Below are 26267 nucleotides of genomic sequence, written 5' to 3'. Positions count from 1 at the left end.
CCTCTAGCCTTTCAGTTTCACTTCCACGGTCGATCCCACGACACGTACCGCTCGGGGAACCAGCTGCACTTCAGGAGCCGTCAGGCATTCTCCTGAGGACAAGTCATAGCGAAATCCGTGGTAGGGGCAGGTAATCACGCCTTGTTCAACTTCACCCATGTCGAGCGGCATTCCCATGTGCGCACAGGCGTTCTCAAAGCAAGTCACGCGATGATCCTGTCGACTGAACAGCAGTGATTGCCCATTCAGTTCCAGCACCTTGATGCCGGCGTCAGGAATCTCTTCCAGCGTTACGGCCGCGTGCCAGCCCGTGTCGCTTCTCAACGCAAACGGGCTGATGAACGACACCGCGGCTCCATGGCCATTGGAGGCGGGGAGGCTGCCTTTGACCTTCTTGATTGTGAGGATTTCCGGGCAATGCTCACGGATGGCTTTCTCAATTCCCTCCGTCAGCGTGAGCCCTGAGGAAGGACATCCGTCGCACGCGCCAACCAGTTGAATCTCGACGGTATCGGGGGGGGCTACCGAAACCAGCTCGACGTTTCCGCCGTGTCCTTGAAGCAGCGGACGAACAGAGCCCAGGGCTTGCTCAATTCGCTCATGGAGCGACGGTTTCACCAGTTCCAGATAGCGGAGGACGGCATAGACCACTTCATCGCTGGCGACCTGTTTCAACGCCTCCAGAGCAGCTGGCTCAGCCTTGATCCCGCGAATCACCCGCGCAAAGGCTTCCTTGTGCAGATCGTCGACAGCCTGCCGCAGGGCCTCAACGGTCAGCCGGTGTGACTCATCCCATCCTTGCACGATAGCCTCAAGACTCTCGATGCTCTTCAGCAAAGAGGCCAGCGTCGGCTGTTCTGTCGAGAGAATCGCGTTCGACTCCGCCATCGGACTCACCGATACTTCAGGTCACGAAAGAGCCTCGGCTGGAGCGCCCCTGCAGAGAGACCAGCGACGAGGACGGCTATCCATAACGCCACGCCCAACTTGGCTAACACGATCAGGATCACGGCGGCCACCGTCATGCCGACTCCAGCCAACATCATCACTTTAGGAAGGTCGTGGAACAATTTGCCCTTGAAGAACAACAGAACGGAATTCCAGAACATGTCAAACATGGTTTCATTCCTCTACATGAGCAACGCCAGGATGAGCAGCCCCACGAACACACCGGGTATCGATGCCACGGGCCCGAAGAATGCCCCCATCATCGCAGCCAGCTCGTTTCCCAACACTTTCCCCCCGACAAGAATCCCGCCTACGGCGCCACCGAGCGCTCCTGACAGCAGCGCCAAGCCCATCAGAATGGCTCCACTGAGGAGCGTTAAGTCACCTTGAGCCAAACCTGTCATTTCCGTCCCTCTCCTTCCTCGCTGCGGATAGAACGGCACGGACTATTCATGCGGCTCCGTCATTCGTAGAAGCCAGCATGTCAGCCTCAACGAGAGCTTCCAACTCCTGCCTGAGTTCGTTGAGGACCTCCCCGGTCACTCGCACCTTGCTCGTATCTCCGAAACGCTCGAACAACTCCTTTGCTTCTTCGAGATACCGAATGGCCTGCTCCAGATTTCGCCGATTCCCCTGCTCCGGCCGGGACGGCTCATCGGGCAAGTTGCGCAGGGCATTCGCCTTATTGGAGATGGTGTTCGCGTATTCGATCGGCGTATCCGCTGGGGTTCGAACCTTCAGCGCCTCATCATAGGCGACAATGGCGCGCAGATTATTCTCCACGCTGTGGCTGCTTGACGCATACTGCAACGCATTCCCAAGGTTGTTCTGCAGCATGGCGTATTCGACGGGCTGATCAACGAGCGTGACGACCGTGAGGGCTTCTTCGAAGGATTGCACCGCAAGCGCCTCACGCATCTTCCCGCTCGGTTCGGTCATGGGGAGAGACAGGTAGGCGGTGGCGAGGTTGTTGTGCAGAATGGCATACTCGGTCGGATGAGCCTCACGGGTAAAGGTCCGCAGCGCGCGCAAATAGGCTCCGATCGCATCGGCAATCCTGGCACGCCCGGCCGAGGCAAGTGTGTGCAACGCCAGACCCAGGTTCATCTCAGCTTCGGCAATTTCTTCCAGCAAGCCGCCATGCTGAAATCCTGCTAAGGCCGACTCAAAGAGTTGTCGCGCTTGTTCGACGAATTCTGCGCCCTCGTAGGGGATCGCGTTCAACGCCGTACCCTTGCGCGCCTGAATCCGCGCCGTGAGAAGGGCTTCTTCTTCCGCGGAGAGGGTCAACGCGCGATCATACAGCGAGACTGCGTGATGGAGGTCGTGAACGGAACGGGGCTTCCGCTGGAGTCCCATCGCGACCTCGATCAACAGATCAATCTTGTCCCGATTAGCAATCTCAGGAGATTCGACGGCCGCGAGCGCGGCTTTCACATGTTCATCCGAGAGAGAACTCATGATCTCGACTCCACAGGAGGGGAAATTCACTGCACGATCGAACGAGCGCACTCTACGAGGGACACCAAGAGATGTCAACTCGATTTTCTATGTGCAAACTTTGTTTTCACAATCAAGTTTCATGCCGATGGACTGCGTTGAGGCAGCGGTCTGTGGATATCCGAGCTGGGGGTGTCTGGTGGCGATCCGATAGAAGGGAGTGTCGGACGAAGGACCAGTCCGACCGGTGGTGGAACCCTGATCCGACCCTTATGAGGGCCAATCGGTTACGAGCGCGGCCATTCGGCTATCCCACTGCACGGGGACAACCTTTTCCTGCTGGTCCTCAATTCCGTGGCCCCGGAGAAACTCTTGGGCATGCACGACACGATCGCCTTGAGGATTTCGGACTTTCAGCAACAGGCCCCCAGCCGCGGCATGGCGGACCGGTAACAAGAGCAGCTTCTGGTCCTGTCGAAGGAGCACGATGCTCTCCAAACCACCCAGATATTTGGCATATACCTTCGCGTCGATGTAGATGCTCCCCTGCCTGATCGTCACCTGAGGATGATCTTCTGAACGCTCCGTGACTGGTTCATCGCTGCAAGGAGCACGCTGCCCGCTCCTTAACCGTGTCGATCGCTCACGGATGTCTTCCTTGATCTGGTCAATGACTCGCTCCAGAGCTTGAGCGACCGCAGGACTGAGTTCTAGTCCCAAGGAGACATCTGCCGCTTCGACGAGATAGACCGTGACATCGTGAGGAAACGTGTCACCAAAGATTTTTCGTCCCGCATAGAGCGCGTGATCCCATCGAAAATCATGCAGGCTATAACCAGGTTCGGGCCTGCTGGCCACTTCCTTTCCGGGAAGCTTGAAAATGGAGCCGGGTGTCGAGCCGCTGAGGCTGGCATCGACGAGAATCAAGGAGGAGGTCCCACGGGCTTGGAACATGACGTCCATTCCTCCGGTCCCTGCATCATAGACCTGGATGTTCTCCTGCGGTTCGGCGTTTAACCACTGCATCAGCCGCTGGGCGACGATCACGCCGAGCCCATCATCGCGGCGATTGAGATTGCCGCACCCGATCACGGCCAGCGCCTCGGTTGCCATGCTTAAATTCTCCACAGACGGCATGACCAGTCTTTCTCGACAGGCAGGTGTAGTTCTGGCAAGTCGCAGAACTGCCGGTGGATCACGAAGTACATACACGTTTCGCAGGATTGTTTCAGGTCATCGTCATCCTCGGGAGGAGCGTATGGGGTGAGTGTAACCCCGGCCGCAGTCAGCTTGTCAGCATAGTGATCCGGAGGGATGGCCTGGAGTCGACTGACGAGCTGAGTGACCATCTCACTCGTATAGGCTCTTGGCTCTACCTCGGTTTTCAGCCCGTCTTTCAATAGTTGCTGAAGCTTGCTTCGGAGGATGTCGTCCGCATCCTTCATGCAAATCACCAAGCATAGACGGAGACATCAGATTCGCCAGAGGCGGCACCACCAATCGGGTTCCACCGGCACAGCGAGTTCAGGCAGATCACACCATTTCCGGTGAACGAGGTAGTACATGCACTCCAGACACCGCATCTGATCCGGCCCGTAGGGTTTGTCGGTAAAGCCTCCGATGACCAGCTTGCCTTTCAAGTCATCGGGGGGAAGCGACCGAAGTTCATCCAGGATCTTGGCAAACTCAACGTGCGTTTCGGGAAACGGCTCCGTTTGAGTTTTGAGCCCACTGGCTAGGAGCTGGGCGATTTTCTCCCGCAGTTTTTCTTCTTCCTCGGGGCGCATTCAACGATCCCCTCTTCGCTCGAGGGCTACTTTAGCCCATTAGTTCCGTTGTTCGATGGGACCCAGGCCAAGAGGATTGCGACCCATAGGATCGCAATCCCTCTGGAGCGCTACCCGATTTTGAAGCGGGCTAATTCTTTCCCTGTCTTGGCATCGTGCGCGTGAACGGTACACACCAAACATGAGTCGAATGATCGGGCGACGTGACCGACTTCGACGGGATCGGTTGGATCGGCAATAGGCGCGCCGAGTAACGCCTCCTCGATCGGACCACGACGACCCATACCATCGCGAGGCCCCACATTCCACGTGGTCGGAGCAATAATCTGATAGTTCTTGATCTTCCCGCCCTTGACTTCAATCCAGTGACAGAGCGCTCCACGAATCGCTTCGGTCGCCCCCCAACCCCGGCCATCCTTCTCCTGGGGCTTGATGTACCAAGGCTCGTTGAGCCGGAACTCCTTCAGGCATCGCTCCGCTTGGCGATATAACTTGATAGTCTCATGCATCCTGGCGAGTTGACGCAGGTGGAGACTCGCGCCACCCATCTTTTTGTACACATCCAGGATGAAGCCATCGTAGTGCTGCCAGGATTCCCCGTGTTTTCCTCCTGCGACCATCTGGCGGGCAAAGGGTCCCGCTTCCAGCCGGCCGAAATCCGCATGGCTGACCGCGGTCGCCCAGGAGTAGGTCCCGTTGAAATCGGTCTTGTTATTCGACTTCGCCTTGGTCGTGCGATCATAGGGATGCGTATCCGCCGATCCCTCGTCATACCAGGAATGAGACGTATTCTCTCGCGCGAAGTCCTGGCTCATGAGCTTGTGCGTGTTTGTGGCCCCATCATAGACTCCGCCCTTCATGATCACGGCGCCATTGCGTCCTTCGATGGTAGGCTTCTGGTATTTATCTTCGTGGGGCAAATATCCCCAGCTGACATATTTCCCAAGCCCAGCTCCGTATTTGTGGAGTCCAGTATCTAGGCCCATGCGCCAATAGAATCCCAGATCCGAATTGGCATGGGCTGGATTCTCGTCCAACCACGCATTGAAGTCTTCGTAGGTTTTGATTTGCTCGTACCGCTCCAATGAGCAGCCAAGCCAGACCGGTTCGAGCCAATTGTTCTTGTAGTACTCCAGTAACGAGACGGATCTCGTAATGTCTGCCAGGGTCGGCGCACACATGACCCCGCCGGGGACCATATAACTAGAGTGAGGCCACTGGCCACCCAGAAGCGCATAGATCTCCACAGGCTTCCCGGAAATGGTGACGCCAATTTCATAGGATTTCCCGGTGAAGGGAGCAAAGCGCTTGCAGGCCTCCTCGTAGTATCGGCTACCACGATACTTCTTGTTGGTTAGGTCGATCGCATAGAGCCCATAGAAGTAGCGCGGCTGGCTTTGCAAGCTTTCAACGATCTGACCGAGATTTCTCGCAAGAATCGCGTTCCTCGGGACGGTGGTTTGCCACGCCGTATCCAAGGCCCACGCAGCGCAGGTTAAGTGGGAGGCTCCGCAGATGCCGCAGGCGCGTGGGGTCACAACCAGCCCGGCTTGCGGATCTTTGTCTCTCAGAATGATCTCGAATCCACGGAACAGCTCTGCCTGTGTCCAGGCGTTGGTGACAACACCGTTGTCGACCTCAACGCGCACGTCGAGGTCGCCTTCCACTCGGCCGACGGGAGAAATGTCTAATGTTTGAACAGCCATGGCCATCTCCTTTATGAACAGATGCGATTGCCGATCATTGTGTTTAGACGACAAACATGTCCTGCTCGGCCCACGCTGGCGCCGCATTCTTCGCCGCGCTCGTGAGCGCGATGTACCCTTTCTTGTCGACTCCCTGCGGCAGGTCCTTCGGGACGCCCATAACAGTTTGTGTCTTGAACACCGTGCCAGGGGCAAGGTCGAAGAAGGGGAATTCAGGCTCCGTGCAGCCCAGACAGGGCATGCCCGCGCGGGTTTTCGAGGACTGTCGATTCCACAGAATGCGATTGCAGGGCGAATGGGTCATTGGTCCACGACATCCGAGATCATAGTACAGGCAGCCTTTGCGCTGGCCGAATTCCGTGGCCGAGACTTTGTAGGCAAAATGCATGTTGCGGGTGCACCCTGTCTGGGTAAAACTCTGGAAGAAGGTTTTGGGCCGTTGGAGCTCATCGAGGGTGATGTCGCCTCCTCGGCCGGCTGCGACGGCTACCACAATCTGTGTGATCCAATCCGGGTGTGCGGGGCAGCCAGGAATATTTATTACGGGAAGACCGGCCTTTGAGCGGAAGTCCTTGCCTAGGAAGCCACCATGGTTCCGCTTGAGGAACTGCAGGCCTTGAGACTCGCTCGGATTCGGCGCTGTGGCTGGGATACCGCCCCACGTGGCACAGTCGCCGATCGCGACGACAAACTTAGCGATGCCGCAAAGATCTTTGACCCACAGTTTCATCGGCCGGCCAGCGAATCGATTCCATTCGCCAGTACCGTTCGGCGCATTGACCACCGTTCCTTCGAAGACGAAGATGTCGAGGGGAATTTCCCCCGAGACACAATCTTTGAGAATTCGCTGCAGACCATCGCCAAGTTCGACACCCAACGAGGGGTGCCAGAGCACATTGATCCCGAAATCAGTAACGAGATCACAGGCGCTCGGCTCTTCTGCGTTGAGGAATGACATGGTGTTGCCGGAACAAGCACCGCCCTGAAGCCAGAGTAGATTCGCCATGATGTAGTCCTCCGTTATGCCTTTTGAATCGAAGCGTGAATGCGCACCACCTCCTAGAGCAACAATTGAACCAGCGCCCTAATTTTAGGGCGACAGGATCTATGTCCTCTCTCTTTAGCTGAAAACACCGAGGGTTATGTGAGGACTTCGTTCGGACAGGACGAGATCATTCACCGGGATGCCTTGCAAAGTAACTTTACAAGGCACTGCTAGCTGTAAAGACAGTGTGCAGTTTTCTCTGCGCCTACCCCTTGCGATTGCCACAGACTGGACATTCGACCTCAAGCGTGTAGCCATACCAAATTCCTTGACAGCGGCTACACCAATGTCCATTCGTCTGCTCGTCAGCTAAGCCAAGTTGACGAGCGAGGGGTGTCGTGCCCAACTCTCGCAGGGGAGGCGGTAGAAAGGATGAATCAGGAACCTGAGAGGGGGTGGCCAGCAGAGAGAACAAGAATCGGTCTATTTCATCCCCATCCTTATGTTCTGCCCGTTTAGGATCGTCCGGGTTGGGCATGGGGCGGGTCTCCAGCGGAGGTGGTCGCCAGTTTGTATCGTCGAATCTTGTTCGCCAAGCCGACACGGGACAATCCTAACTCCTTGGCCACCTTACTTTGATTCCAACGGAATCGAAGCAGCGTTTGTGTCACAACCTGGGCCTCCAACCGCTCGACTTTTTGTTTGAGCGTCCCGCTGGAGTGGATCAAGTTCATCTCTTTCTGCCGCAGATCCTGCGGCACCACCTTGGCCAAATCGTCGGACAAATGCTCCGTGGACAAAAATTCGCCCTGACTGGCAAGAGACACCATGCGTCGGATCTCAGTTTCCAGCTCACGCACATTGCCAGGAAATGGGTAGGCCTGAAGCTGGCGCATCATCTGCACCGTGATCCCTGCGATACGACGATTCGAGAACTCAGCGTACTTCCTCGTGAAATGCTCGGCAAGCACTGCAATATCTTCAACACGGTTTCGCAAAGGAGGAATCGTGAGTTCGAATCCGCGGAGACGGTAATAGAGGTCTTTCCGAAACGCACCGGCCGCCACGAGTTCTTTGATCGGCCGATTCGACGCGGCAATAATCCTGACGCTTGTATGGCGGGTTTTTTCAGAACCCAGAGGCTTCACTTCGCCTTCCTGCAGAAACCGCAAGAGACTCACTTGAAAGGAAGGGGAGACTTCAGACACCTCATCCAAGAAGACAGTTCCTCCGTCGGCGGCTACAAACAATCCCAGCCGATCACTGACGGCGCCCGTAAAGGCCCCGCGTTTGTGTCCGAACAATTCCGACTGGAGCAACTCATCGGGCAAGGCCCCGCAATTCTGAGCGAGAAATGGGAACGCCTTCCGCTCGCTAAACCCATGAACCGCCCGGGCTAAGAGCTCCTTCCCCGTACCGGTTTCGCCTTCTATCAACACCGGCAAATCGGTGGTAGCCGCTTTCCTCGCCAGATTGCAGACTTCCAGCATCGCGTCGCTCGCAAACACGAGCTTATCGAATTCATAGCTTTCCCGTATCAGCTTCGTGAGATGGGCTTTGTGATTGTGAAAGGCGCCATCGGACAGCTTCAAATCACGGCTCAACATTCGATGGCGTCGCGAGAGCTCTCGACTTTCAAGCGCACGATCGATCAGAAGACGGAGATGCCACGGAGGACAGGGCGTGGGAATCACCTGATACACCGCCGCCTCTTTGATGATGTTCATGACCGCCGAATACTCGCGCGACTCCGTCAGGAGAATTCGGACGACATCGGGATAACGCACGCGGGCCTCGCGAAAAAACTCTACGCCCTTCACGTCAGCGACGCCATCGTCAAAGAGAATAAGATCGACCTTTTCTTTAGCCAACGTTGCCCACGCCTCGGCTCCCGTTTTGGCACCAAGGACACGATAGTCGGTCTTGAGATAGTTCGCGAGGCTTCTGCGAATGGTGGGATCGGCCTCGACGATCAGAAGGGTTTCTTCGTCGCGAGTAGACATGCAACTGACCTTACACTCTGATAATCACGTTTACAAGGTATCAGTTTTGGTTCGAGTGGATCAAGACCATTTTCTCTGAACTTAACGGTCAGAGATTTTGTCTGGAGCTCATCCAGTCGTTAGAAGACTATCTAGGACCAGGTGCTGGATAGTGGGTCAGTCTGAAAGCGCTACGAGAAATGCGAGAGACGATCATGGAGCAACGTGGCCTCCGGTTGCCCAAAGACCAGAGCCGCACTGTTGAGATCCGGATCGCGTGAGAGCATACGAAAACGGAAGAGGAGCGGGTGGCCGTGATGGGTGGGGACCTTTACGACGTCCTCGCTGCATGGTATAAGCACACGCTGAAGTTCCATCCGGATTGTTGCTGGGTCTATCACCTCAAAGGAAGGAAGCCGGGCCAGGCACTTGGAACACCACGAGCGAGAGCATGGTCGCGGTGAACACTTGGTGAACAGTTTGGGGTCGGAGCACTCGGCTGATAAGACCAAAGCCCCTTAGAAATCAATGACGTGGCGGTGTAGCTCAGTTGGCAGAGCAGCGGACTCATAAGCCGCGGGTCACCCGTTCGATCCGGGTCACCGCCACCATACCAACCTTCGGTTGAGCCAGCCGCTCTTCATCGCTCTATCGTAGTTGACGCGGCTGGAGAAGCACCTCCAGGATTTTATTCTCCGGGCTATTGCTTCAATTCCTTTGTGTGAACCGGCGGCTCGTCGGGCAGAACCCCTCTCTACCAAGCTACTTGAACCCGTGGCTCTTTTGGGTCATATCGTCACGGAGAAACACCTTCAGGGATCCGTTCTTTCGCTTACTCGCTTGAACCCCCGGCCATACTGCCCTTCTGTTGAGCGAGTCATCCTCGATTGTCTATGACACCAATGCCGCATCTTTTCTGCGGTTCGGGCGAATGGGACTCTTGGGAGACATCGTGCCACTTGTTGCACCCCCATTTTGCCAAAACCCCCGCCACCAGGAATCGGCTCGCTTTTCAATCTTTTGTTTAACCTGTACCTGCCGCTCTAAAAACCGGAGATGGGCCTCAAGCGACCGGATGGATCGTTGCAGGTTCATCACCTGCTGATTGAAACCTTGATTCGCCATCATCACATCCTCCTTTGCCGTGCAATCGCGCGAGACTATTCACAATGACGAATGACGCCGACAACTACTCCTTCGATCTGAAATTCGTCGGTTAGATGAACGGGAATTGGTCGCATAGCAGAGTTGGCAGGATGGAGTTCGATATGCTCCCCCTTTCGAACGAACGTTTTGATCGTGGCCTCCCGATTGAGCAGCGCGATCACGGTCTGCCCGTTCCGGGCCGTGTGTTGTTTCCTGACCACCACGTAATCTCCGGGCAGGATGCCCTCCTCGCGCATCGATTCCCCCTTAATCCTCAGGACCATCGTGCCGCCTGCCTCCACCATCGACTGAGGAACCTCCACGAAGTCCGATTGGGCAATTGGTTCGATCGGATGCCCCGCCGCCACGACTCCCGCCATCGGCAGCACACGCTTCTCAGCCAGTTTTTTCAGCAGCACATCCACGACACCGGGAATGCGCCGCGTTCCTCCTTCATAACGGGTCACGGTCATCCTGGTTGTCCGTAACTCCCTGGCCAACTCCTCTTGTGTCAGCCCGAGAGCCAGGCGGCGACGTTTAAGTTCATCCGGCTTCATGTGTATCCAATGGTTACATCTCTTGGCAGCCGCTGTCAAGCCCGTTTCCTCTCAAGTGCTACACTTTCCAAAACCCTTCGGCGACCGATCCTAAGACGGCACCCATCAGGCTATGCCGCCATGCCGGCCGCCCTATTCAGAAGACCGGACGGCAACCGATAAGAGATCGGCACCATGATGACCCGCCTCCCAGCCATGTCAGAAGTCAGCCTCGCCAGACCATCCCATGCGGGAAGACGCATTTTTGCCGCGGCCCTGGGAACCACCTCCGCGACCGTCTGGTTCCTCATCGCTCTGTCGCTCTGGCACGCACAGGTCCCCAGGACCTGGTTGCAGGACCTTCTCCTCTTGGTCGGCGGCTTGTTCGCCTTTCTGGTTCCCTGCGTCCTGGTTTGGGTTATCGTCCACGGTTATGACTGGGCCAAAGGCTTCCGCCGCTGACTTCCCGATCCCTTCTCCTTCCTCCCCATGACGGTTCCCCCGGATTCGGATCGGCCATCGCCGGTTTTTCAGCCTTCCTGCTGATCGACATCGCCACCATGCCAGGAGAAAAGTTCATCGTAAACCATCCTTGTAATTGTTCTTGACAAATAAACTCAACTTTAAATATAGTCGCCCCTCTCAACAAGCCATGTCCACTCTCCACCGATCACGACTACCTATGTCATCAAACCGTTTCCTTGCCTGCTTCCTTCTCTTCCTGACCACAGGCCTGCTCCCGACAGAGCCCCTTCTGGCCTGGCAATGGGTCCCGACCGATGCCGAAATTCAGGCATACCGGAAGAGCTGGAATCCTTTTTCCGAAGGTCCGCTTCTTATGCAATCCGTCGACATCCACCCCCAAGGTCAGCTTTCGGTCCGGCCATTCGTGTTCTCGCAGATCAGCGAGCATAGTTATGGAAACCAGCTTTCCTTCGCCGCCGATCGTCGCGACAGCCCCGTCAGCCTCTATTCGGTCTCCCCGCTCGTCACCGTCACCTACGGTTTGACGAACCACCTTGAGCTTGGCGTCGCCACCTCCCTCATCAGTTTTTGGGCCAAGGACTCGGCCGGCGATTGGACGACCGATACCGGGATGGGAGACCTTTCCTTGATCCTCAAATATCGACCACTGGTCCAGGATCCCGACAGCGCCAGGCCGTCCATGACGCTGTACACGCAGGTCGTGCTCCCGACCAGCCGGTGGGCGGGCACCGAGCGGCCGCCTGGAGGCTTTCCGCCGCTGGGCCGTCTGCCGGCCACCAGATTCGGAGAGTACGGGGTCACGGAAGGCCTCACGTTCAGAAAGAACCTCCGGCCGTTCCGAATCAGCGGCGGGGTGTTCTATACCTATGCCGCGCCCGGCAGCGACGGAGGCCAGACCACCTATACCGGCGATATCGTCAATACCAGGCTGGTGTTCGAGCATTTCCTGGACGACAAGCGGGGCCTGGCCTACAACCTCGAATTCGTCACCTTCCACACGTTGACCTGGCGGCTGGACGGACAATCGATCAATCGGGGCCCACAGAACGGATCAACCGTGATCGGAGTCGAACCGGCCATTCAATGGCGCTTCTCCGACGCCTGGGTGGGAGCCGTCGGCGTCCTCTTTACGGCGGCCGGACAGAATACGCTGGACGCGATCTATCCCAATTTTTCCATTCAATGGTACTGGAACAAGAGCGGCAAGGTGGTGATGCGATGACCGACATCCTCGGATGCCGGCGCCCGCAGGGATCTGCCGGGACGCTCAAGGAACGGCAGGTTTGGTCAGATCATTGTTCGCCCAATTATTGGCCGCGTTGACATCGATGCCACCGGCAGGCGGCGGTTTGTCGAGATCGACATACTGGAACGTCCCGAAGGGCTGAATCTGCTCATCGGTCGGCAATTGCTCTCGGTTCCAGCCTCCGCCGAGCGCGCGGATCAGCGCCACCGAGGCCCTCAGCAACTCGGCCTTGATCTGCACGGCGTCGATGCGCGCCGTGAGGGTGGCGACCTGCGCGTAAATAAGCTCCAGGCTGGAAGCCAGCCCGCCCTGATAGAGCTCCGTGGTGAGATTTTGCGTCTTCAGCGTGGCGCCGACAGCGGCGTCTTGTCGATTGGCGGCGACGGTCAGCCGGTTGGTCAGGCTCAAATTGTTCTCGACCTCGCGGAACGCATTGAGCACCGTCGAACGGTATCGGTCTTCCGTCTCGCGATAGGCCGACCAGGCCTGCTGCAATTGGGCGCGGCGATACCCACCCTGGAAGACCGGCAGCGCAACGGTGGCGCCATAGGACCAAAAACTATTCGCCAGCGAGATCAAATTGATGCCGGCATCTTCAAATCCGCCGCCGACACGGAACCTTACATCGGGGAAAAAAGCGGCGCGGGCGATGCCGATGGCGCGGTTTGCCTGCGCCATCCGGCGCTCCATCCCCGCCACGTCGGGCCGACGCTCCAACAAGGTGGATGGGATCGTTTGGGGAATCGTGAAATTCGCGACGCGAAGGTCATCGACCGGCTTGATCGTGAAACTGGCCGGCGCCATATTGACCAGGACGGCGATCGCCTGTTCCGTCACCTGGCGCTGTCCTTGAACCCGCGCCAATTGCGTCTCCGTGCTGAACAACAGCGATTCGACCCGGGCGACGTCCAGGGCCGACGCGATCGCGCCGGCGAACTGCGCCCTGACGAGTTCGAGCGACTGCTTATAGAGCGCGATCGATTGGGAATAGATGGCAATTTGCGCGTCGTAGCCGCGCAGGGTGAAATAGTTCGCCCCGATTTCCGCCTGGAGACTGAGTCGAGCGAGGCCCCACTCGGCGGCGCGTTCTTCGGCGCGGTAGGTTTCCACGCGCGTCGCATTGCGAATCGCCGACCAGAAATCCGGCTCCCAGGACGCGAGCCCCCCCGCCACAACGCTCGATTGCTCAAGTGAAATGTCGGGGGCTCGAAACAGACGATTGTCAGATATCCGATTGTCCGAGGCGTCAAATCCAATGCCGATTTGCGGGATCCGCTGCGAGCGGACCTTCATCATCACATCCCGGGCCTGGACGAACCGCTCGGCGGCGGCCTGCAGATCCGGATTGGCCGCCATGGCCTGTTCCTCGAGCCTGTTCAGGACCGGATCGTCATACAGCTCCCACCAATCCGGACGCAATTCGCCGTCCGACGGCTTCGCTTCGACGAAGGGACTGGCGCCGTGCCATGAGGCGGGCACGACGTATTGGGGCGGCTGATAATCGGGCGCCAGATCGGCGTGCGGCAGCCAGTCGCTTTGGCAAGCGGATAGATTGAGCACCAACAGGACCAAGCCGCTGCATCGCCGAGTGGCGCGAACCATGGATGACACGTCTGATTTCACGCGCCTACGCAAGCCGATGATCATGGCGAAACTGGCGATGGTGGTGCCGATGGTGCCTTTGTCCGGGATTGCTCATGTGGGTTTGAGTTGTCTTTTGACGCCGAGGACTCGGTATTGACCAGATCATACCCCGGCGCCGGAGTCACGACGCGCACCTGGTCGCCCTCGAGCAATGCGGCGCTGGGATTGTTGATGATGCGGTCGCTTTCGGAAAGTCCCTCCGCCACTTCGACAACTTGATCCATGAGTTTGCTCACCGTGATGGGTTTCAAGTGGACTCGGTCGTCCTCCGTCACGACGGCCGCTTGCGTGCCGTGTTCTTGGAACACCAACGCGGTGGAGGGCATCGTGAAGGCTTCTCGATTGACCGGAGCCGTGAGATGGACCTCGGCGTAGGAGCCCGGCCAGAGCGCCCGGTCCTCGTTGTCGATCGTAAAGACCGTCACCGCGGTGCGCGTGCTCACATCGAATCCCTTCGAAACCGTCAGGAATTTCGCGGTGAAATGACGATTGGGCAGTTGCGGCACGGTCACGTCGGCCGTCAGGCCCGGCTGGAGGAAGGGCCCGAACGATTCCGGCACGTTGACGAAGAGACGCAAGATATGGACGTCGGCCACGGTAAAGAGGTTGCTTTTCGCATTGGGGGTGCTGAGATTGCCCTCCTTGCTGACCAAGTCGCCGACGTTGATGTTGCGTTGGGTCACCACGCCGTCAAAGGGCGCGACGATCGTTTTGAACCTGATGAACGCTTCGATGTTCCTGACCTTTTGTTCCGCGGCCTTGACCTTTGCCGCTTCGGCTTTCAACTCCTGTTCCTTCACCGTGATCGACTGTTCGGAGACGGCATGATTCGGGCGGAGCGCGGCCCAGCGCTTCGCGGTCACCTCGGCAAGCTTATACCTGGCCCGTTCCGTCTCCAGATCCGCCTTGGCCTGCGCATATTCGGCGTCGAGATCCGGCGCGTTGATTTCGGCGAGGATGTCGCCTGTCTTGACCTGGTCTCCGTAGTCCTTGTACCACATCTTCACATAGCCCGTGACTCGCGCGTACATCGGCGCCTCGTACCAGCCCACGATATTGCCGGGAAGCGTAATGGTCTCGGTCGCCGGCACCGGCTTTGGAAAGACGACGGCCACGGTGGGGACGGCCTCTTCGAGCGTCTTCTCGCGCAGCAGCGCGGCATCGCTCCTGCTCTCATGAATCCGGTAGCCGACATAGAGCGCAAACAGGAGGACCGCGAAAAGCGCCACGCTTCTTCCACCGAATGTCTTCATCATGAAGCCTGTCCCTTTTGCCGAGCCATTCGCCGGCTGTAGACCATCGCGTACACGCAGGGCACGAAAAACAGGGTGAAGACCGTGGCCACGAGCAAGCCGCCGATGACGGCGCGGCCCAGCGGCGCATTCTGGGAATAGCCCGTCGCCATGGGGACCATCCCGATGATCATGGCCGAGGCCGTCATGAGCACCGGACGAAAGCGGGTCTTCCCGGCTTCGATCGCGGCCAAGAGCGCGTCGCCGTGCTCCTGGAGCCGCTCGCGCGCATAGGACACGACGAGGATCGAATTGGCGGTCCCCGTGCCCATGGTCATGATCGCCCCCGTCAGCGCGGGCTCCGACAGCCGCGTATGGGTCAGAAACAACGCCCACGCGATGCCCGCCAAGGCACCGGGCAACGCCGTAATGATGATGAAGGGGTCAAGCCAGGATTGGAAGTTGACGACGATCAGCAGATAGACCAGCACGATCGCGGCGAGCAGCCCGAAGATCAGCTCGGCATAGGCCTCGTACATCAGCGCGGCCTGGCCATGGATTTCGACCTCGGCGCTGAGGGGCTTCTCGTGCTCCATGCTGTGGGCAATCCTCTCGACATCTGCCAGCACGCCGCCGAGATCACGCCCTTCGGCGGAGACGTAGATGTCGAACAGGGGCATGATGTTCCCGTGCGTGATCACGCCCGGCGTGCCCTCCGCCGACAGGTCGGCTAAATTGCCGAGCAGTTGCACATCATGATCGTTCGAAGCATTCCCCGAGGCATCGACCGGGACGGTCTTGATGCTGTTGACGCTGTTGATCTGCGGCTGCGGCGTATAGACATTGATCAGATACGACATGCCGGTGCTCGGATCGAGCCAGTAAATCTGGTCGACCTGCTGACTCCCGGCGGTCGTCATGAGCAGATTGTCGGCCATGTTCTTCAGGGTCCTGTTGACCCCGAGCCCGAACGTGCGGTCGCCTTCGACCATGAGGGTCGGCGTGCGCATCGTCTGCTGAATCACCACGTCCGCGGCGCCGGGGATCTCGCGAAACTTGCCCGCCAATTTTCTGGCGAACTCATAGTTGGAGTACATGTCCGGGCCGTTGACCTGCACGTCAATCGGCGCCGGCGCGCCGAAGTTGAGAATTTTTGCGGTCAGATCCGACGGCTGGAACGTGAACTCGGTGCCCGGATAGCGCTCCTTCAAGCCCTTGCGGAGGATGCGGCGGTAGTCCCACACCGGCGCTTTTTCATCTTTCAACAGGATCGTCAGATCACAGTCCTGAGAGCCGATCGTCGGCGTCGGAATGAAGGCCAGGTTGTGCGGTCCGACCGGCAGGCCGCAATTACTGACGATGTTTTCGACCCGGCCCGGCAGCAACTCCTCGATGCTGTTGGAGACGAGCGTGGCGATGCGTCCCGACACCTCGATGCGCGTCCCGAGCGGCGCCCGCATATGCATCTGAATCACCCCCGACCGGATCTCGGGGAAGTAATCGCGCCCGAGGAAGAAGAAGAGGGACAGGGAGCCGGCCGCGATAGCCAGCGCGATCGTGACGAAGGCGCGGCGATGGGCGATCACCTGTTCGAGCAACGCGCCGTAGCGCTCGCGGAACCGATCGAAGCGGCGCTCGAACGCCTTCTGAAAACGGACGAAGAGGTTGCGCGACGGTTCGACATCCGATCGCCCGTGCTGTTCAGGCGGCTGCGACATGGTGGCCCTTCATCAGATATTTCGCCATGGTGGGCACCAGCGTGCGCGACAGGATGAAGGAGGCGAGCATCGCGATGATGACCGCCTCCGCCATGGGCTTGAACAGGTAACCGGCGACGCCGCCGAGCTGGAAGAGGGGAAGCCAGACGATCGCGATGCACAGGGTGGCGACGAGCGTCGGGACGACGATTTGATTGGCGGCGTCGATGATGGCTTGCTCGAGCGGCTTGCCCATCTCGAGGTGGCGATCGATATTCTCGATCATCACGGTCGCGTCGTCGACCAGAATGCCGACGGCCAGCGCCAACCCGCCCAAGGTCATGACGTTGATCGTCTCTCCGAGCCAGTGCAGGCCGATGATGGCGGTCAGAATGGACAACGGGATCGAGGTCCAGACGATGACCGTGGCTCGCCAGGAGCCGAGCAGCAACAGCACGATGAGGCCGACCAGCGCGCCGGCGGTCGCCATTTCATGCACGACGTCCGAGATCGAATCCTTCACGAAGGTCGAGGCGTCGTCGAGGAGCCTGATCTTCACGCCCTCCGGAGAGACTTGCTCGGCGCGCGGGATCATCTTCTTGATCCCATCGACCACGTCGAGGGTCGAGGCCTCCGTGCTCTTCATCGCGACGATGATGACGGTCTGCTTGCCCTTCACCAGCACCGCGTTCTGTTGCACCCGGCCCATGAGGCGCACGGTGGCGACGTCGCGCAGATAGACGAACGCATTGCCTTCCCGCTTGATCGGGATATTGGCGAAATCATCAATCTTCAACGGCGAGGCGTTCGTCAGCACGATCCAGTCGGTCTGCTTGATTTTGATGTCGCCGGACGGCAGCACGAGGTACTGCTTCATGAGAACATCGTGAATGTCCGACGGCGTCAGGTGACGGGCGAGCATTTTCTGCTGGTCGAGATTGACCATGACCTGCATGTCTTGCCCCCCGTAGGGGTGCGGCAGGACGATCCCCGGCACCGTCACGAGCAGGGGGCGGATGCGCATGTAGGCGAGGTTATAGAGTTCCGCGGGCGTCATGTTGTCGGAGCTGATTTCGAGCATGGCCACCGGGATCGAGGATGGCGCGAGACGCATGACCATGGGCGGCGAAATATCGGGCGGCAGCGCCTTGACGACATTCTGCGCGATGCCCACGATGTCCGCTTCGGCCCGGCCCACGTCGACTCCGTCCTGGAGGAAAATATTGGTGATGCTGCTGCCATAGTAGGAGTGGCTATGGATGTATTTGATGCCTTCCACCGTCGAGGTCAGGAACCGTTCGAACAGATAGGTGATGCGTCCTTCCACCTGCTGCGGCAGCAGGCCTGAGTAAATCCAGACCACCGAGGTGACGGGAATCGTGATGTTTGGGAAGACGTCCGTCGGCATGTGGAGCACCGTCAGGCCCCCCAACAACACGATCAGGATGGACATGACGACGAAGGTGTAAGGCCTGCGCAGGGCAATGAGGACGATCTCGTTCATGCCTGGTTCATCCGCGAAGTCTGCCCATGCGGTCGGATGGTCCCTCACACAGATCCCGCTGGTTTAGGAAGGACCGCCCTGGCCGCGAGCCGAGACCATTGCCAGTACGTACAGCAAGGCCCATACCTGATCGTCTGATTCGCTCAACCTATGGGTTGGGAATGGCAGGAGGTACGTCATCCTTATTCGGACAAGACATCGGCGGCTCCGACGCGGTTCGGACCGGACGGCACAAACTCCGCATGGTGCATTTGATCACAGAGCGCGTCGTGCGGAATCACACGATTCGGCGGCTCGCGCGGGTGAGGCGGTCGTGCAATCGCCTGTCGCGAACCCGTTGGAGATGCGATGGTTGGACCGGTTTGCCCCGGTTCATCCCATGAGGACGATCGTGGGTATTGATTTTGCTGTTCAAGCCGCGCACATGGACATCACCTCATCGGACCTCTTCGTGAACAGGGTCAAGAAAAGGAGCACCATGACGGGAATTCGGGCATTCTGCATGGCGATGGCGGTCAGCGGGCTTGGAGGCATTGTGGCGACGGGGGAACCTGTTCGAGCCGAGACCCTGACGGTGGGGGCCGCGCCCAGTTTGAAGGCGGCGTTTCAGGAAATCGTGCCGATGTTCGAGAAAGAATATGGAGCGACGGTGCATGTCCTGTACGGTCCATCCCAAGCGATGCGCCGGCAAATTGAACAGGGAGCGCCCATCGATGTGTTTCTCCCTGCGGCGGTGGAGGAAGTCGAGAAGTTGCACGCAAAGGGGCTGACGCTCAACGGCGCGCCGCGCGTCTACGCGCAGACCTCTCTCGTTCTGGTGATGTCGGCGGCCTCCCGCGCCATTGCGGTCTCCTTGCACGATGCGTTGCCGAATCGAGCGACCCGGATCGCCCTCGGTGATCCTCAGACCTCCTCATTGGGAGCGGTCACAGCCCGAGCCCTGACCACGCTCGATCCTGCATATAAGAGCCGCTTCACCCTTCTTTATGCGCGACAGAACGAGGATCTCGTCAATCTGGTCCATATGGGGAAGGCGGACGTGGGGATCGTCTACCGCGTCGATGCGATCAACAACGGGCAGGTGCGCATCATTGATGAGGCTCCGGCCGGAAATCATACGACGGTCCGGTTCGGAGAAGCGGTGGTATGGACCTGTCGGCCGGCATCCTTGGGCGCCGCAAAAGAGTTTGCCGATTTCATGGCGAGTCCCCGCATACAAAAACTCCTCCTCAAATATGGCTTTGACCCTGTGTCATCGAATGGATCATAGAGCAAGGGATAGAGCTTGCTCGGCGAGTGAGAAGGGAGGGTTGAGCTAGATGAATAGTACCTGAGAGTAGCCGAGGAGGGCGTCATATGAGCACATGCCCGGGTATTCTTGCTCGAACGTCTGCGGCGATCTTGAGCGTGATCTCCGAGCCGGTTTGCGCCCTGAGCTTGGAGACCAGATGGCAACAAGGACCCAGTGAGGGCTCGCAGCCCATCCTGACGATCAGCGGACCGGATCGCGAAGAGAACCCTCCAAGGGCCGCAATGGCCCTCACCGCGAGGGCATCAGCCTTCGCAAGACGTGGCAACTATTCCGAAGCCGAACGCCTGCTGAAGACATCACTAGAGATCACATCGAACGCCCTGGGCCGGGACCATTCTCACATCGCGGTGCTTCTGAGCAAACTAGGAGGCCTCTATGCCGTGCAGCGCCGCTATGCCGAGGCAGAACACCAGCTCCGGCTTTCACTGAAGATCAATGAAAAGGTGTTTGGCCCCGGACACTTGGATGTAGCCGCCAACTTAGAAGCCTTGGCCTTTGTCCTCAAAAAAGCGCACCGAGAGGAGGAAGCCCAAGAATTACTGACTCAAGCGTTTAAGATATGGTCCAAGCACCGAGACGATAAGTCTTTAGGCTCTTCAGGATTTTGTGTGGGTGACTCAAGTTGAGTGTCGGCATGGGGCTTGTGCTGCCGCGCCTCTCAGAGCGACCCTACCGGGGCTTGCCGAGCGGAAACCCTTCCGAAATTCCTACGGCCACGGTCTGCGGCCGTGGTGCCTTGGTCACTTTCGGCTTTCCTGCTCGACAAACCCCCGGTGGGGCCCCGCTTCTTCAGCGAAGGCAGCGTCACCCCCATGCCGACCCTGAAGCCACCCCAATGCCTGCAGAGCAGCCCAAGGGCTTTTCCGGAAATTGTGCGGGCCATCGGACGAGGTGCCATCGTGCCAGCCCCGGCTGGAAGGGCGGACACGGAGGGTTCGCGTCATGACGGGAACGGGGCGAATGCAGGCTGATCCTGGTGCCACCGCGACGGCTTGACGCTCCGGCGTCGCCTCACAGTCGCGGTGGCCAACAGGACGACCAGGAACGGCCTCCTGACGCCAACGCATCATGACGCAACCCGGAGTGTCGGGGAACCCGTTGCCTTTCTGGATGCAACGGGTCCAACGTCAGCCGGAGCCATCAACTTTACCCACACGAGTTCCGGAAGAGCCGGTCTTTAGATGCGAGTGAGCCTCCCCCAGGGTGAACGGCCGCAAGTCTTCCTGGCCCAAAAGGCCGCTCCAAGGATCACATGACGTTCCGGAAATGGAATTGGACTCTGGAACGAGAGAGGAAGTCTGGAACAAACGGGAGCTTGGTTGTCGTGCGTGAGGCAGTCCTGAAGATGATCAGCAAGCGTGCAGGCGCCGCTGAAAAAGATCGCACGATCATCGTCGCGATGGGTTGCATGCGCCTTGATTCCGACGGAGCCGGTCCGCGAAGCCATCAGCGGGAGATCAGATGGACGGCGCCCGCCTTGACGGCGGCCTTGACGGAAACCCCCGGCTGCAGCCCAAGATCCAGCAGCGCCGAGCGGGTGACTAAGGCTGTAAGGTGAAACCCACAATCGATACGCACCTTGGCCAAGGCCCCGATCGATTGAATATCCGTGACGCGGCCGAGCAGGTGGTTGCGCGCGCTCGTGACGCCCGACTGAGCCGGCTCCAACACTACATCTTCCGCGCGGATGCAGACGAATACATCCTGCGCGAGACCTTCCGACCCGATCGCCGCCAGCCGTAATCCATCCACCTCCACGGTGACGAGGCCCTCAGCCTCCTCGACCACCCGCCCCGGCAACACGGTGTCGACCCCCACCACCCGCGCGACCTCGGCATCCAATGGACGGGTGAACACCTCCTGCGGCGTCCCGCTTTGCACCACACGGCCGTGGTTCATCACCACCATCGTATCCCCCAGGGAAAGCGCTTCGGCCCAATCATGGGTCACGACCACCGCCGGAATAGCCAATCGCTTGAGCAGCCCGCGCAGCTCGCCGCACAAACGGGCGCGCGTCGGCGCATCCAGCGCCGAGAGCGGCTCATCCAGCAAGAGAAGCCGTGGCCGCCGCACGATGGCCCTGGCCAGTGCGACCCGCTGCTGTTGCCCGCCGGACAGTTGGGCCGGACGCCGATCGGCCAGATCCTCGATATGCAACAAGCGGAGCGTTTCCCCGATTCGTTGCCGTCGCTCGGCTCTCGAAAGCGCGCGGAGGCCGAAGGCCAGATTCCCGGCCACCGTGCAATGGGGAAACAAGGCATAGTCCTGCGACATATAACCGAGGGCGCGGGCCTGGGGCGAACGGACAATGCCCTCTCGGAGGTCAAGCCACCGTTCGCCGTCGAATTGAATCGTCCCGTCGTCCGGCCGTTCCAATCCGGCCAGACATCTCAGCAATGTGGTCTTTCCCGACCCGGACGGACCAAACAGGATCACGACCGAGGGAGGGTGCAACGGAATCTGAAGCCGAGCCTCCACCGTCAGTTTGTTGGGAAAGATCTTGCGGAAATCGAGGCTTATTTCTGCGGCCATGCCGCCCACATTTTGCGATTGAGGCCGTACACGCCGAGCAGGACGAGATACGAGATCCCCAGCAGCAGCGCCGCCGTCTTCGCCGCCGCCGCGTAGTTCAAGGATTGCACGTCGTCGTAGATCTCGATGGAGACCGTACGCGTGATCCCCTCGATATTGCCGCCCACCATCAGCACCACGCCGAACTCGCCGAGCGTATGGGCGAAGCTGAGGACAAACCCGGTGACGAGTCCGGCAGTCGAGAGCGGAATGATCAGCTTGAAAAGCGTGGCCAGTTTGGACAGCCCCAAGGTCCAGGAGGCCTCGATCAAGCGCCGATCCACCTGTTCAAACCCCGAGGCAAAGGGCTGCACGGCAAAGGGTAGGCTGTACAGGACCGAGGCGAACAAGAGTCCTTCAAACGTGAACGGCAAGGGATGTCCGACCAGTTCCGTGTACCAGCGGCCCAGCGGGCTGTGGGGACCGATGGCGACCAGGATGTAGAATCCCAGGACGGTCGGCGGCAACACCAGCGGGAGCGCCACGACCGACTCGACCAGGAATTTCCAGCGCCGGCGCGAATAGGTCAGCCAGTAGGCGATCGGAAGTCCGACGACCAACAGGATCGCGGCGGTCAACAGCGCCAGTTCCAGCGTGAGACGAATGGCCGTCCAATTCACGAGTGTGGGAACCTCCATCGGCCGACCGATGGCACGGGCGGGCCATGGTAGGAAGGCGAATCCGCAAATGTCAACGGAGGCCCTACTTGCCGATCATCACCTCGGTTGCCTTGATCGCGACGGTCACTTGATCGTTGACCTTGAGCCCCATATTTTTGACCGACCCTTCCGTAATAGCGGCAATGAACTCGAGCGTGCCGACCTTCACCACCACCTCGGCCATCGCCTGGCCTTCCGTGATCTTGGTCACCGTGCCTTGAAATTGGTTGCGCGCGCTCAGCTTCATGAGTGTCCTCCTTGGTTAAGAACAGACGAACGACCTCTTTACATTCATAAGGGATGGCCCTGCTACCGCCCGCCACGCCCGTCAATGGACTGTCCTCCTTGACCCTGCGATGCCTTGCATTCGAACTGAACGCCCCATTTCCGTCCGATGCCTTCGTCCTCGGTGCCTTCCCTGATGCCGGAGACGCTCGAATAGCCGCGCGCCTCCCCTTCCCGCACGATGCGATAGCCGGTTGGACACTTCCGCATCATGAGCGCGTCGGCTTCCCGCCGATACGGCGACATCAGATGGCCGCCCCGGTCTGCTTTGTAGGAATAGGAGACCACCCCTCCTGACGGCGTTTCCCGCACCATCGTGACCGCATCCGAACAGCCGGCTGTCGCCATTGACCAACAGAGGGCCAACGCCAGTGAACGAATCGAGGCTCGGCTTTCATGCCTGTTTGGTTCCATCAGTTTACGAGGGCAGTGTAAAACCATAACGGGTCATGATCGTCCTGCCTTCCGGCCCCTTGAGAAATTCCAGAAAGGATTTGGCGCGGTCCTGATTCGACGAACTCTTGAGGATCACAGCCCCCTGTTCCAGCGGCGGATGGGCGTCGGCAGGAATCTCCCAATATTTTCCGTTGGCTTTCATCGCAGGCGCCAAGGCGAGGGATAGAGCGATGATTCCGACGTCCGAGGCTCCTGATTCGATGAACTGCGCCGTCTGTGAAATATTCTCCCCGAGCACCAGCTTGTCTTTGACCCGCTCATGCAGCTTGAAGTGATCCATCGCCGAGACCGCGGCCCGGCCGTAGGGCGCGTGCTTGGGATTGGCGATCGCGATCTTCTTGACCGAGGGATCGAGCAGGACCTCGATCCCTCGGTTCTCCACGGGCAGAGTCGATCCGGACAGAGTCCAGACGACGATGCGGCCGACGGCATACTTGTAGAGCGACCCCGGCACGGTCAGGCCGGTATCCTCCAGTTTCTTGGGATAGGCGATGTCGGCCGAGAAGTACAGATCAAACGGGGCGCCGTTCTGGATCTGCGAGAAAAAATTTCCGGATGAGCCCAACGTCAATTTGACTCGTTCGCCGGTTTTCTTCTCATATTCGCCGACCAGTTCCTTGAAGGCAAAATTGAGATCCGATGCAGCCGCAATGGTGAGATCGCCGGCCCAGGCGGTCCATGGAGTCCACAGCGCAACCAGGACCATCGCCATCGCCCATCGCCCGCTCAGGTTCAATATCGATCGTCGGCTCATGACCAGCTTCATGCCTTCCTCCGCATCAATGATCAATGTGACCAACCTAACACTCTTGTTTTGTCCTGCTCAACGTCATGCCCTGCCGCTTCCACGGCCATGATGACGATTCGCCGACGGTGCTCGTTCGACCGGAATCTCCTATCAGAAGAAAATCTGGTACTGCACGCGGATCATGTTTTCGATCAGTGTCCCGCCGCTCGCGTCAAGCGGAATGGTCCCGGACTGAGGGGGAAGGGGCGCGCTGCGGCCGATCGCGTAGCCGCCGGTGCCCATCGCGATGTTGCTATAGGTCACCATGATCTGATGGTCATAGGTGCCGTTCAAAAACCAGTTGAGCGACAGGTCCACCTGCTTGATCAGGTCGTCGGCCGAATTGGTGTCGGGGTCCCAATAGGCATAACGGCCGGCGATCTCCAGATAGCGAGGGATCACATAATAGCCGGTCTGCACATACCACCCGGTCGCATTGCCGAGCAGCCCGGGCGCGGTCTGGGTGCAGGTGGTATTCATGCAGGGCAGGCCCTTCTCGTGACGGGTCACGTTCTTGAAGTAATACTCTCCCTGAAGCGAGAACCCGCGGTACTTGAACACGCCGTCAAGCGCCCAGGTGGCGTAATCCACGATTCCCCAGCCGAGCTGCCGGGCGTTGCCAAACGCCGCGATTTGTCGTCGGAAATTCAGGTTGGCCAGATCCGTACCGACGAAGGAACTGTTGGAGCTGGCATTGACCGCCGGATTGTAGGAGAACCCGCCCCCCACAGCTATTTGAGGCGTCTCCGAATAGGCCAGATCACCTTCTCCATATCCAGGCCGTCCCATGATGTTCCAGTTCAAGCGCGCCACATACATGAGCTGGTTGATGTCGTTTCGGAGGTTGGCATTGATATTCCGTTGAGGCGCCGGACAGCTAGCCGGAGAAGGAAAGGGATTCTGCCCGGTCGTGCCTCCGCCGCAATTCTCCGTGGGCTGCTCGCTGAAGAATCCGCCGATGCGATTGAAGCTCGGCCCGGCGCCGTTGAAGATCCCGACATAGTAATTGACCGGATAGATCTCCTCGTCGTTCATGATCGTGATGCCGATGTCCCGACGATCGAGACCGCTGGCCGTGAAGGCGTCCATCACCAACGCGCGTTCGGCAAACTGCATGGAGGCCGTCGAATTGATCTGCGCGCGATTGAAATAGACCTTGTATTGACCGAATTGGATATTAAAGAGCGGGAAGTGCGTGCTTGAAAAATTCAGGTCCAGGACCCGGACCGAGCCCGGCGATTGGGAGTTCTCCGCCGTCTCCCCCGCAAGCTGCACGTAATATTTGAAGTCGGGATTGAACAGGTGCCCCATGAAATACAAGCGGGCGCGACGCACATTGAAGCTGGAGCCGGTCTCGTCCGACCGGTTCGCCCGGTAATCCCCGAACACGCCCAGCAGTTCCGGAAAGTTCTTGGCGTCTCCGGGATCTCGCCAGGCGTCGTTGCGAAAACGCTGCGTATAGCGCAATTGCGCGCGAAATCGGATTTTCAGGTAGAACGCATTGTCGTTCATCGAGAGGTTGAATCCGCGGTCATACCAGCCTTTGAAAGTCGGCGTGAGCGCATAGGCCCGCTCTTCGGACTCTTTTTCGACCTTTTCGTATTCTTCCTTCGTGATCAGGCCCTGCTTGAGCGCGCGCTCCAGCAACAGCTTGATCGCCGGATCGGTGCTTTCGACAAACACAAGCTTTCCATCCTTCTCAACCAGGCGTCCGGACTCCGCGGCAATGGCCGGAGGGAGGCTCAGCCCCCCCGCAACGGCTGTGACGATGAACGCCACGGTCACCCAGAAACCTGGCTCTGTCAGGCACCGGAACCTGCTCCTCATAAATCCTCCTGAACGAGATATGAATGTTCGC

General features: G+C 58.8%; 22 protein-coding genes, 1 tRNA gene and 2 pseudogenes. 5 read left to right on the top strand and 20 right to left on the bottom strand.

Annotation, left to right across the window (positions count from 1 at the left end; genetic code table 11):
- Positions 1 to 3 precede the first annotated feature (3 nt).
- From QWI75_RS09660 to QWI75_RS09620, 9 genes and pseudogenes are all read right to left on the bottom strand, one after another.
- A complete protein-coding gene (locus tag QWI75_RS09660; RefSeq protein ID WP_289268483.1) occupies positions 4 to 837 on the bottom strand; it encodes a NifU family protein in 834 nt (277 codons plus the stop codon).
- Between the two features lie 56 nt (positions 838 to 893).
- On the bottom strand, positions 894 to 1118 hold the full coding sequence (locus tag QWI75_RS09655; RefSeq protein WP_213043638.1) for a hypothetical protein: 225 nt from the start codon (positions 1116 to 1118) through the stop codon (positions 894 to 896).
- 12 nt (positions 1119 to 1130) lie between these two features.
- Positions 1131 to 1352 (bottom strand): hypothetical protein, encoded by a 222-nt coding sequence (locus tag QWI75_RS09650; RefSeq protein WP_213043639.1) that lies wholly within the window; start codon positions 1350 to 1352, stop codon positions 1131 to 1133.
- A gap of 46 nt (positions 1353 to 1398) precedes the next feature.
- Positions 1399 to 2409 (bottom strand): tetratricopeptide repeat protein, encoded by a 1011-nt coding sequence (locus QWI75_RS09645; protein ID WP_213043640.1) that lies wholly within the window; start codon positions 2407 to 2409, stop codon positions 1399 to 1401.
- Between the two features lie 639 nt (positions 2410 to 3048).
- Positions 3049 to 3501, bottom strand: a pseudogene (locus tag QWI75_RS22790) (hydrogenase maturation protease); the annotation flags it as partial.
- A gap of 359 nt (positions 3502 to 3860) precedes the next feature.
- Positions 3861 to 4175 carry a hypothetical protein gene (locus QWI75_RS09635; protein ID WP_213043643.1) on the bottom strand — a complete coding sequence of 105 codons (315 nt, stop codon included), beginning with the start codon at positions 4173 to 4175 and terminating at the stop codon, positions 3861 to 3863.
- 110 nt (positions 4176 to 4285) lie between these two features.
- On the bottom strand, positions 4286 to 5881 hold the full coding sequence (locus QWI75_RS09630; RefSeq protein WP_213043644.1) for a nickel-dependent hydrogenase large subunit: 1596 nt from the start codon (positions 5879 to 5881) through the stop codon (positions 4286 to 4288).
- Positions 5882 to 5924: 43 nt separating this feature from the next.
- Positions 5925 to 6887 (bottom strand): NADH-quinone oxidoreductase subunit B family protein, encoded by a 963-nt coding sequence (locus tag QWI75_RS09625; protein ID WP_213043645.1) that lies wholly within the window; start codon positions 6885 to 6887, stop codon positions 5925 to 5927.
- Positions 6888 to 7381: 494 nt separating this feature from the next.
- Entirely contained in the window at positions 7382 to 8869 is a 1488-nt protein-coding gene (locus QWI75_RS09620) for a sigma-54-dependent transcriptional regulator (protein WP_213043646.1), read from the bottom strand.
- 514 nt (positions 8870 to 9383) lie between these two features.
- Between QWI75_RS09620 and QWI75_RS09615 the strand changes: the two genes are divergently transcribed.
- Positions 9384 to 9459: transfer RNA gene (locus QWI75_RS09615), tRNA-Met, on the top strand.
- 280 nt (positions 9460 to 9739) lie between these two features.
- Here the strand turns inward: QWI75_RS09615 and QWI75_RS09610 are convergent.
- Positions 9740 to 9976, bottom strand: a complete 237-nt coding sequence (locus QWI75_RS09610) for a hypothetical protein (protein WP_289268482.1) — start codon at positions 9974 to 9976, stop codon at positions 9740 to 9742.
- 32 nt (positions 9977 to 10008) lie between these two features.
- Entirely contained in the window at positions 10009 to 10551 is a 543-nt protein-coding gene (lexA, locus tag QWI75_RS09605) for a transcriptional repressor LexA (RefSeq protein WP_289268481.1), read from the bottom strand.
- 174 nt (positions 10552 to 10725) lie between these two features.
- On the opposite strand from lexA, the gene QWI75_RS09600 reads away from it, so the two are divergent.
- Together QWI75_RS09600 and QWI75_RS09595 are read left to right on the top strand one after the other, a co-directional pair.
- Positions 10726 to 10992 carry a hypothetical protein gene (locus QWI75_RS09600; RefSeq protein WP_289268480.1) on the top strand — a complete coding sequence of 89 codons (267 nt, stop codon included), beginning with the start codon at positions 10726 to 10728 and terminating at the stop codon, positions 10990 to 10992.
- A 376-nt stretch (positions 10993 to 11368) separates the two neighbouring features.
- Positions 11369 to 12238, top strand: coding sequence for a hypothetical protein (locus QWI75_RS09595; protein ID WP_289268479.1), 870 nt, complete (start codon positions 11369 to 11371; stop codon positions 12236 to 12238).
- A gap of 45 nt (positions 12239 to 12283) precedes the next feature.
- Here QWI75_RS09595 and QWI75_RS09590 read toward each other — a convergent pair whose 3' ends face one another.
- The 3 genes and pseudogenes from QWI75_RS09590 to QWI75_RS22785 all read right to left on the bottom strand — a co-directional run bounded on the left by QWI75_RS09590 (position 12284) and on the right by QWI75_RS22785 (position 18339).
- Positions 12284 to 13864, bottom strand: a complete 1581-nt coding sequence (locus QWI75_RS09590; RefSeq protein WP_289268478.1) for an efflux transporter outer membrane subunit — start codon at positions 13862 to 13864, stop codon at positions 12284 to 12286.
- A 41-nt stretch (positions 13865 to 13905) separates the two neighbouring features.
- Positions 13906 to 15162 (bottom strand): efflux RND transporter periplasmic adaptor subunit, encoded by a 1257-nt coding sequence (locus QWI75_RS09585; RefSeq protein WP_289268477.1) that lies wholly within the window; start codon positions 15160 to 15162, stop codon positions 13906 to 13908.
- Positions 15159 to 18339, bottom strand: a pseudogene (locus QWI75_RS22785) (efflux RND transporter permease subunit). Before QWI75_RS22785 ends, QWI75_RS09585 begins: the two are co-directional and overlap by 4 nt.
- A gap of 478 nt (positions 18340 to 18817) precedes the next feature.
- Between QWI75_RS22785 and modA (QWI75_RS09570) the strand changes: the two are divergent.
- The gene (gene modA, locus QWI75_RS09570; protein ID WP_289268474.1) at positions 18818 to 19609 is read left to right on the top strand and encodes a molybdate ABC transporter substrate-binding protein; all 792 of its coding nucleotides are present in this window, start codon (positions 18818 to 18820) and stop codon (positions 19607 to 19609) included.
- 86 nt (positions 19610 to 19695) lie between these two features.
- Entirely contained in the window at positions 19696 to 20277 is a 582-nt protein-coding gene (locus QWI75_RS09565) for a tetratricopeptide repeat protein (RefSeq protein WP_289268473.1), read from the top strand.
- Positions 20278 to 21097: 820 nt separating this feature from the next.
- Here QWI75_RS09565 and QWI75_RS09560 read toward each other — a convergent pair.
- The 6 genes from QWI75_RS09560 to QWI75_RS09535 all read right to left on the bottom strand — a co-directional run bounded on the left by QWI75_RS09560 (position 21098) and on the right by QWI75_RS09535 (position 26236).
- Positions 21098 to 22183 (bottom strand): ABC transporter ATP-binding protein, encoded by a 1086-nt coding sequence (locus tag QWI75_RS09560; RefSeq protein ID WP_289268472.1) that lies wholly within the window; start codon positions 22181 to 22183, stop codon positions 21098 to 21100.
- Entirely contained in the window at positions 22168 to 22842 is a 675-nt protein-coding gene (gene modB / locus QWI75_RS09555) for a molybdate ABC transporter permease subunit (protein WP_289268471.1), read from the bottom strand. The genes QWI75_RS09560 and modB overlap by 16 nt, the downstream gene beginning before the upstream one ends.
- A gap of 82 nt (positions 22843 to 22924) precedes the next feature.
- Positions 22925 to 23128, bottom strand: coding sequence for a TOBE domain-containing protein (locus QWI75_RS09550; RefSeq protein ID WP_289268470.1), 204 nt, complete (start codon positions 23126 to 23128; stop codon positions 22925 to 22927).
- Between the two features lie 62 nt (positions 23129 to 23190).
- The gene (locus QWI75_RS09545) at positions 23191 to 23580 is read right to left on the bottom strand and encodes a hypothetical protein (RefSeq protein ID WP_289268469.1); all 390 of its coding nucleotides are present in this window, start codon (positions 23578 to 23580) and stop codon (positions 23191 to 23193) included.
- 4 nt (positions 23581 to 23584) lie between these two features.
- A complete protein-coding gene (modA, locus tag QWI75_RS09540; protein WP_289268468.1) occupies positions 23585 to 24388 on the bottom strand; it encodes a molybdate ABC transporter substrate-binding protein in 804 nt (267 codons plus the stop codon).
- A gap of 132 nt (positions 24389 to 24520) precedes the next feature.
- On the bottom strand, positions 24521 to 26236 hold the full coding sequence (locus QWI75_RS09535) for a porin (RefSeq protein WP_289268467.1): 1716 nt from the start codon (positions 26234 to 26236) through the stop codon (positions 24521 to 24523).
- Positions 26237 to 26267 lie beyond the last annotated feature (31 nt).

This window comes from Nitrospira tepida (assembly GCF_947241125.1).
In the GTDB taxonomy this organism is placed as follows: domain Bacteria; phylum Nitrospirota; class Nitrospiria; order Nitrospirales; family Nitrospiraceae; genus Nitrospira_G; species Nitrospira_G tepida.
This window is presented reverse-complemented; position numbering and strand designations above follow the sequence as displayed.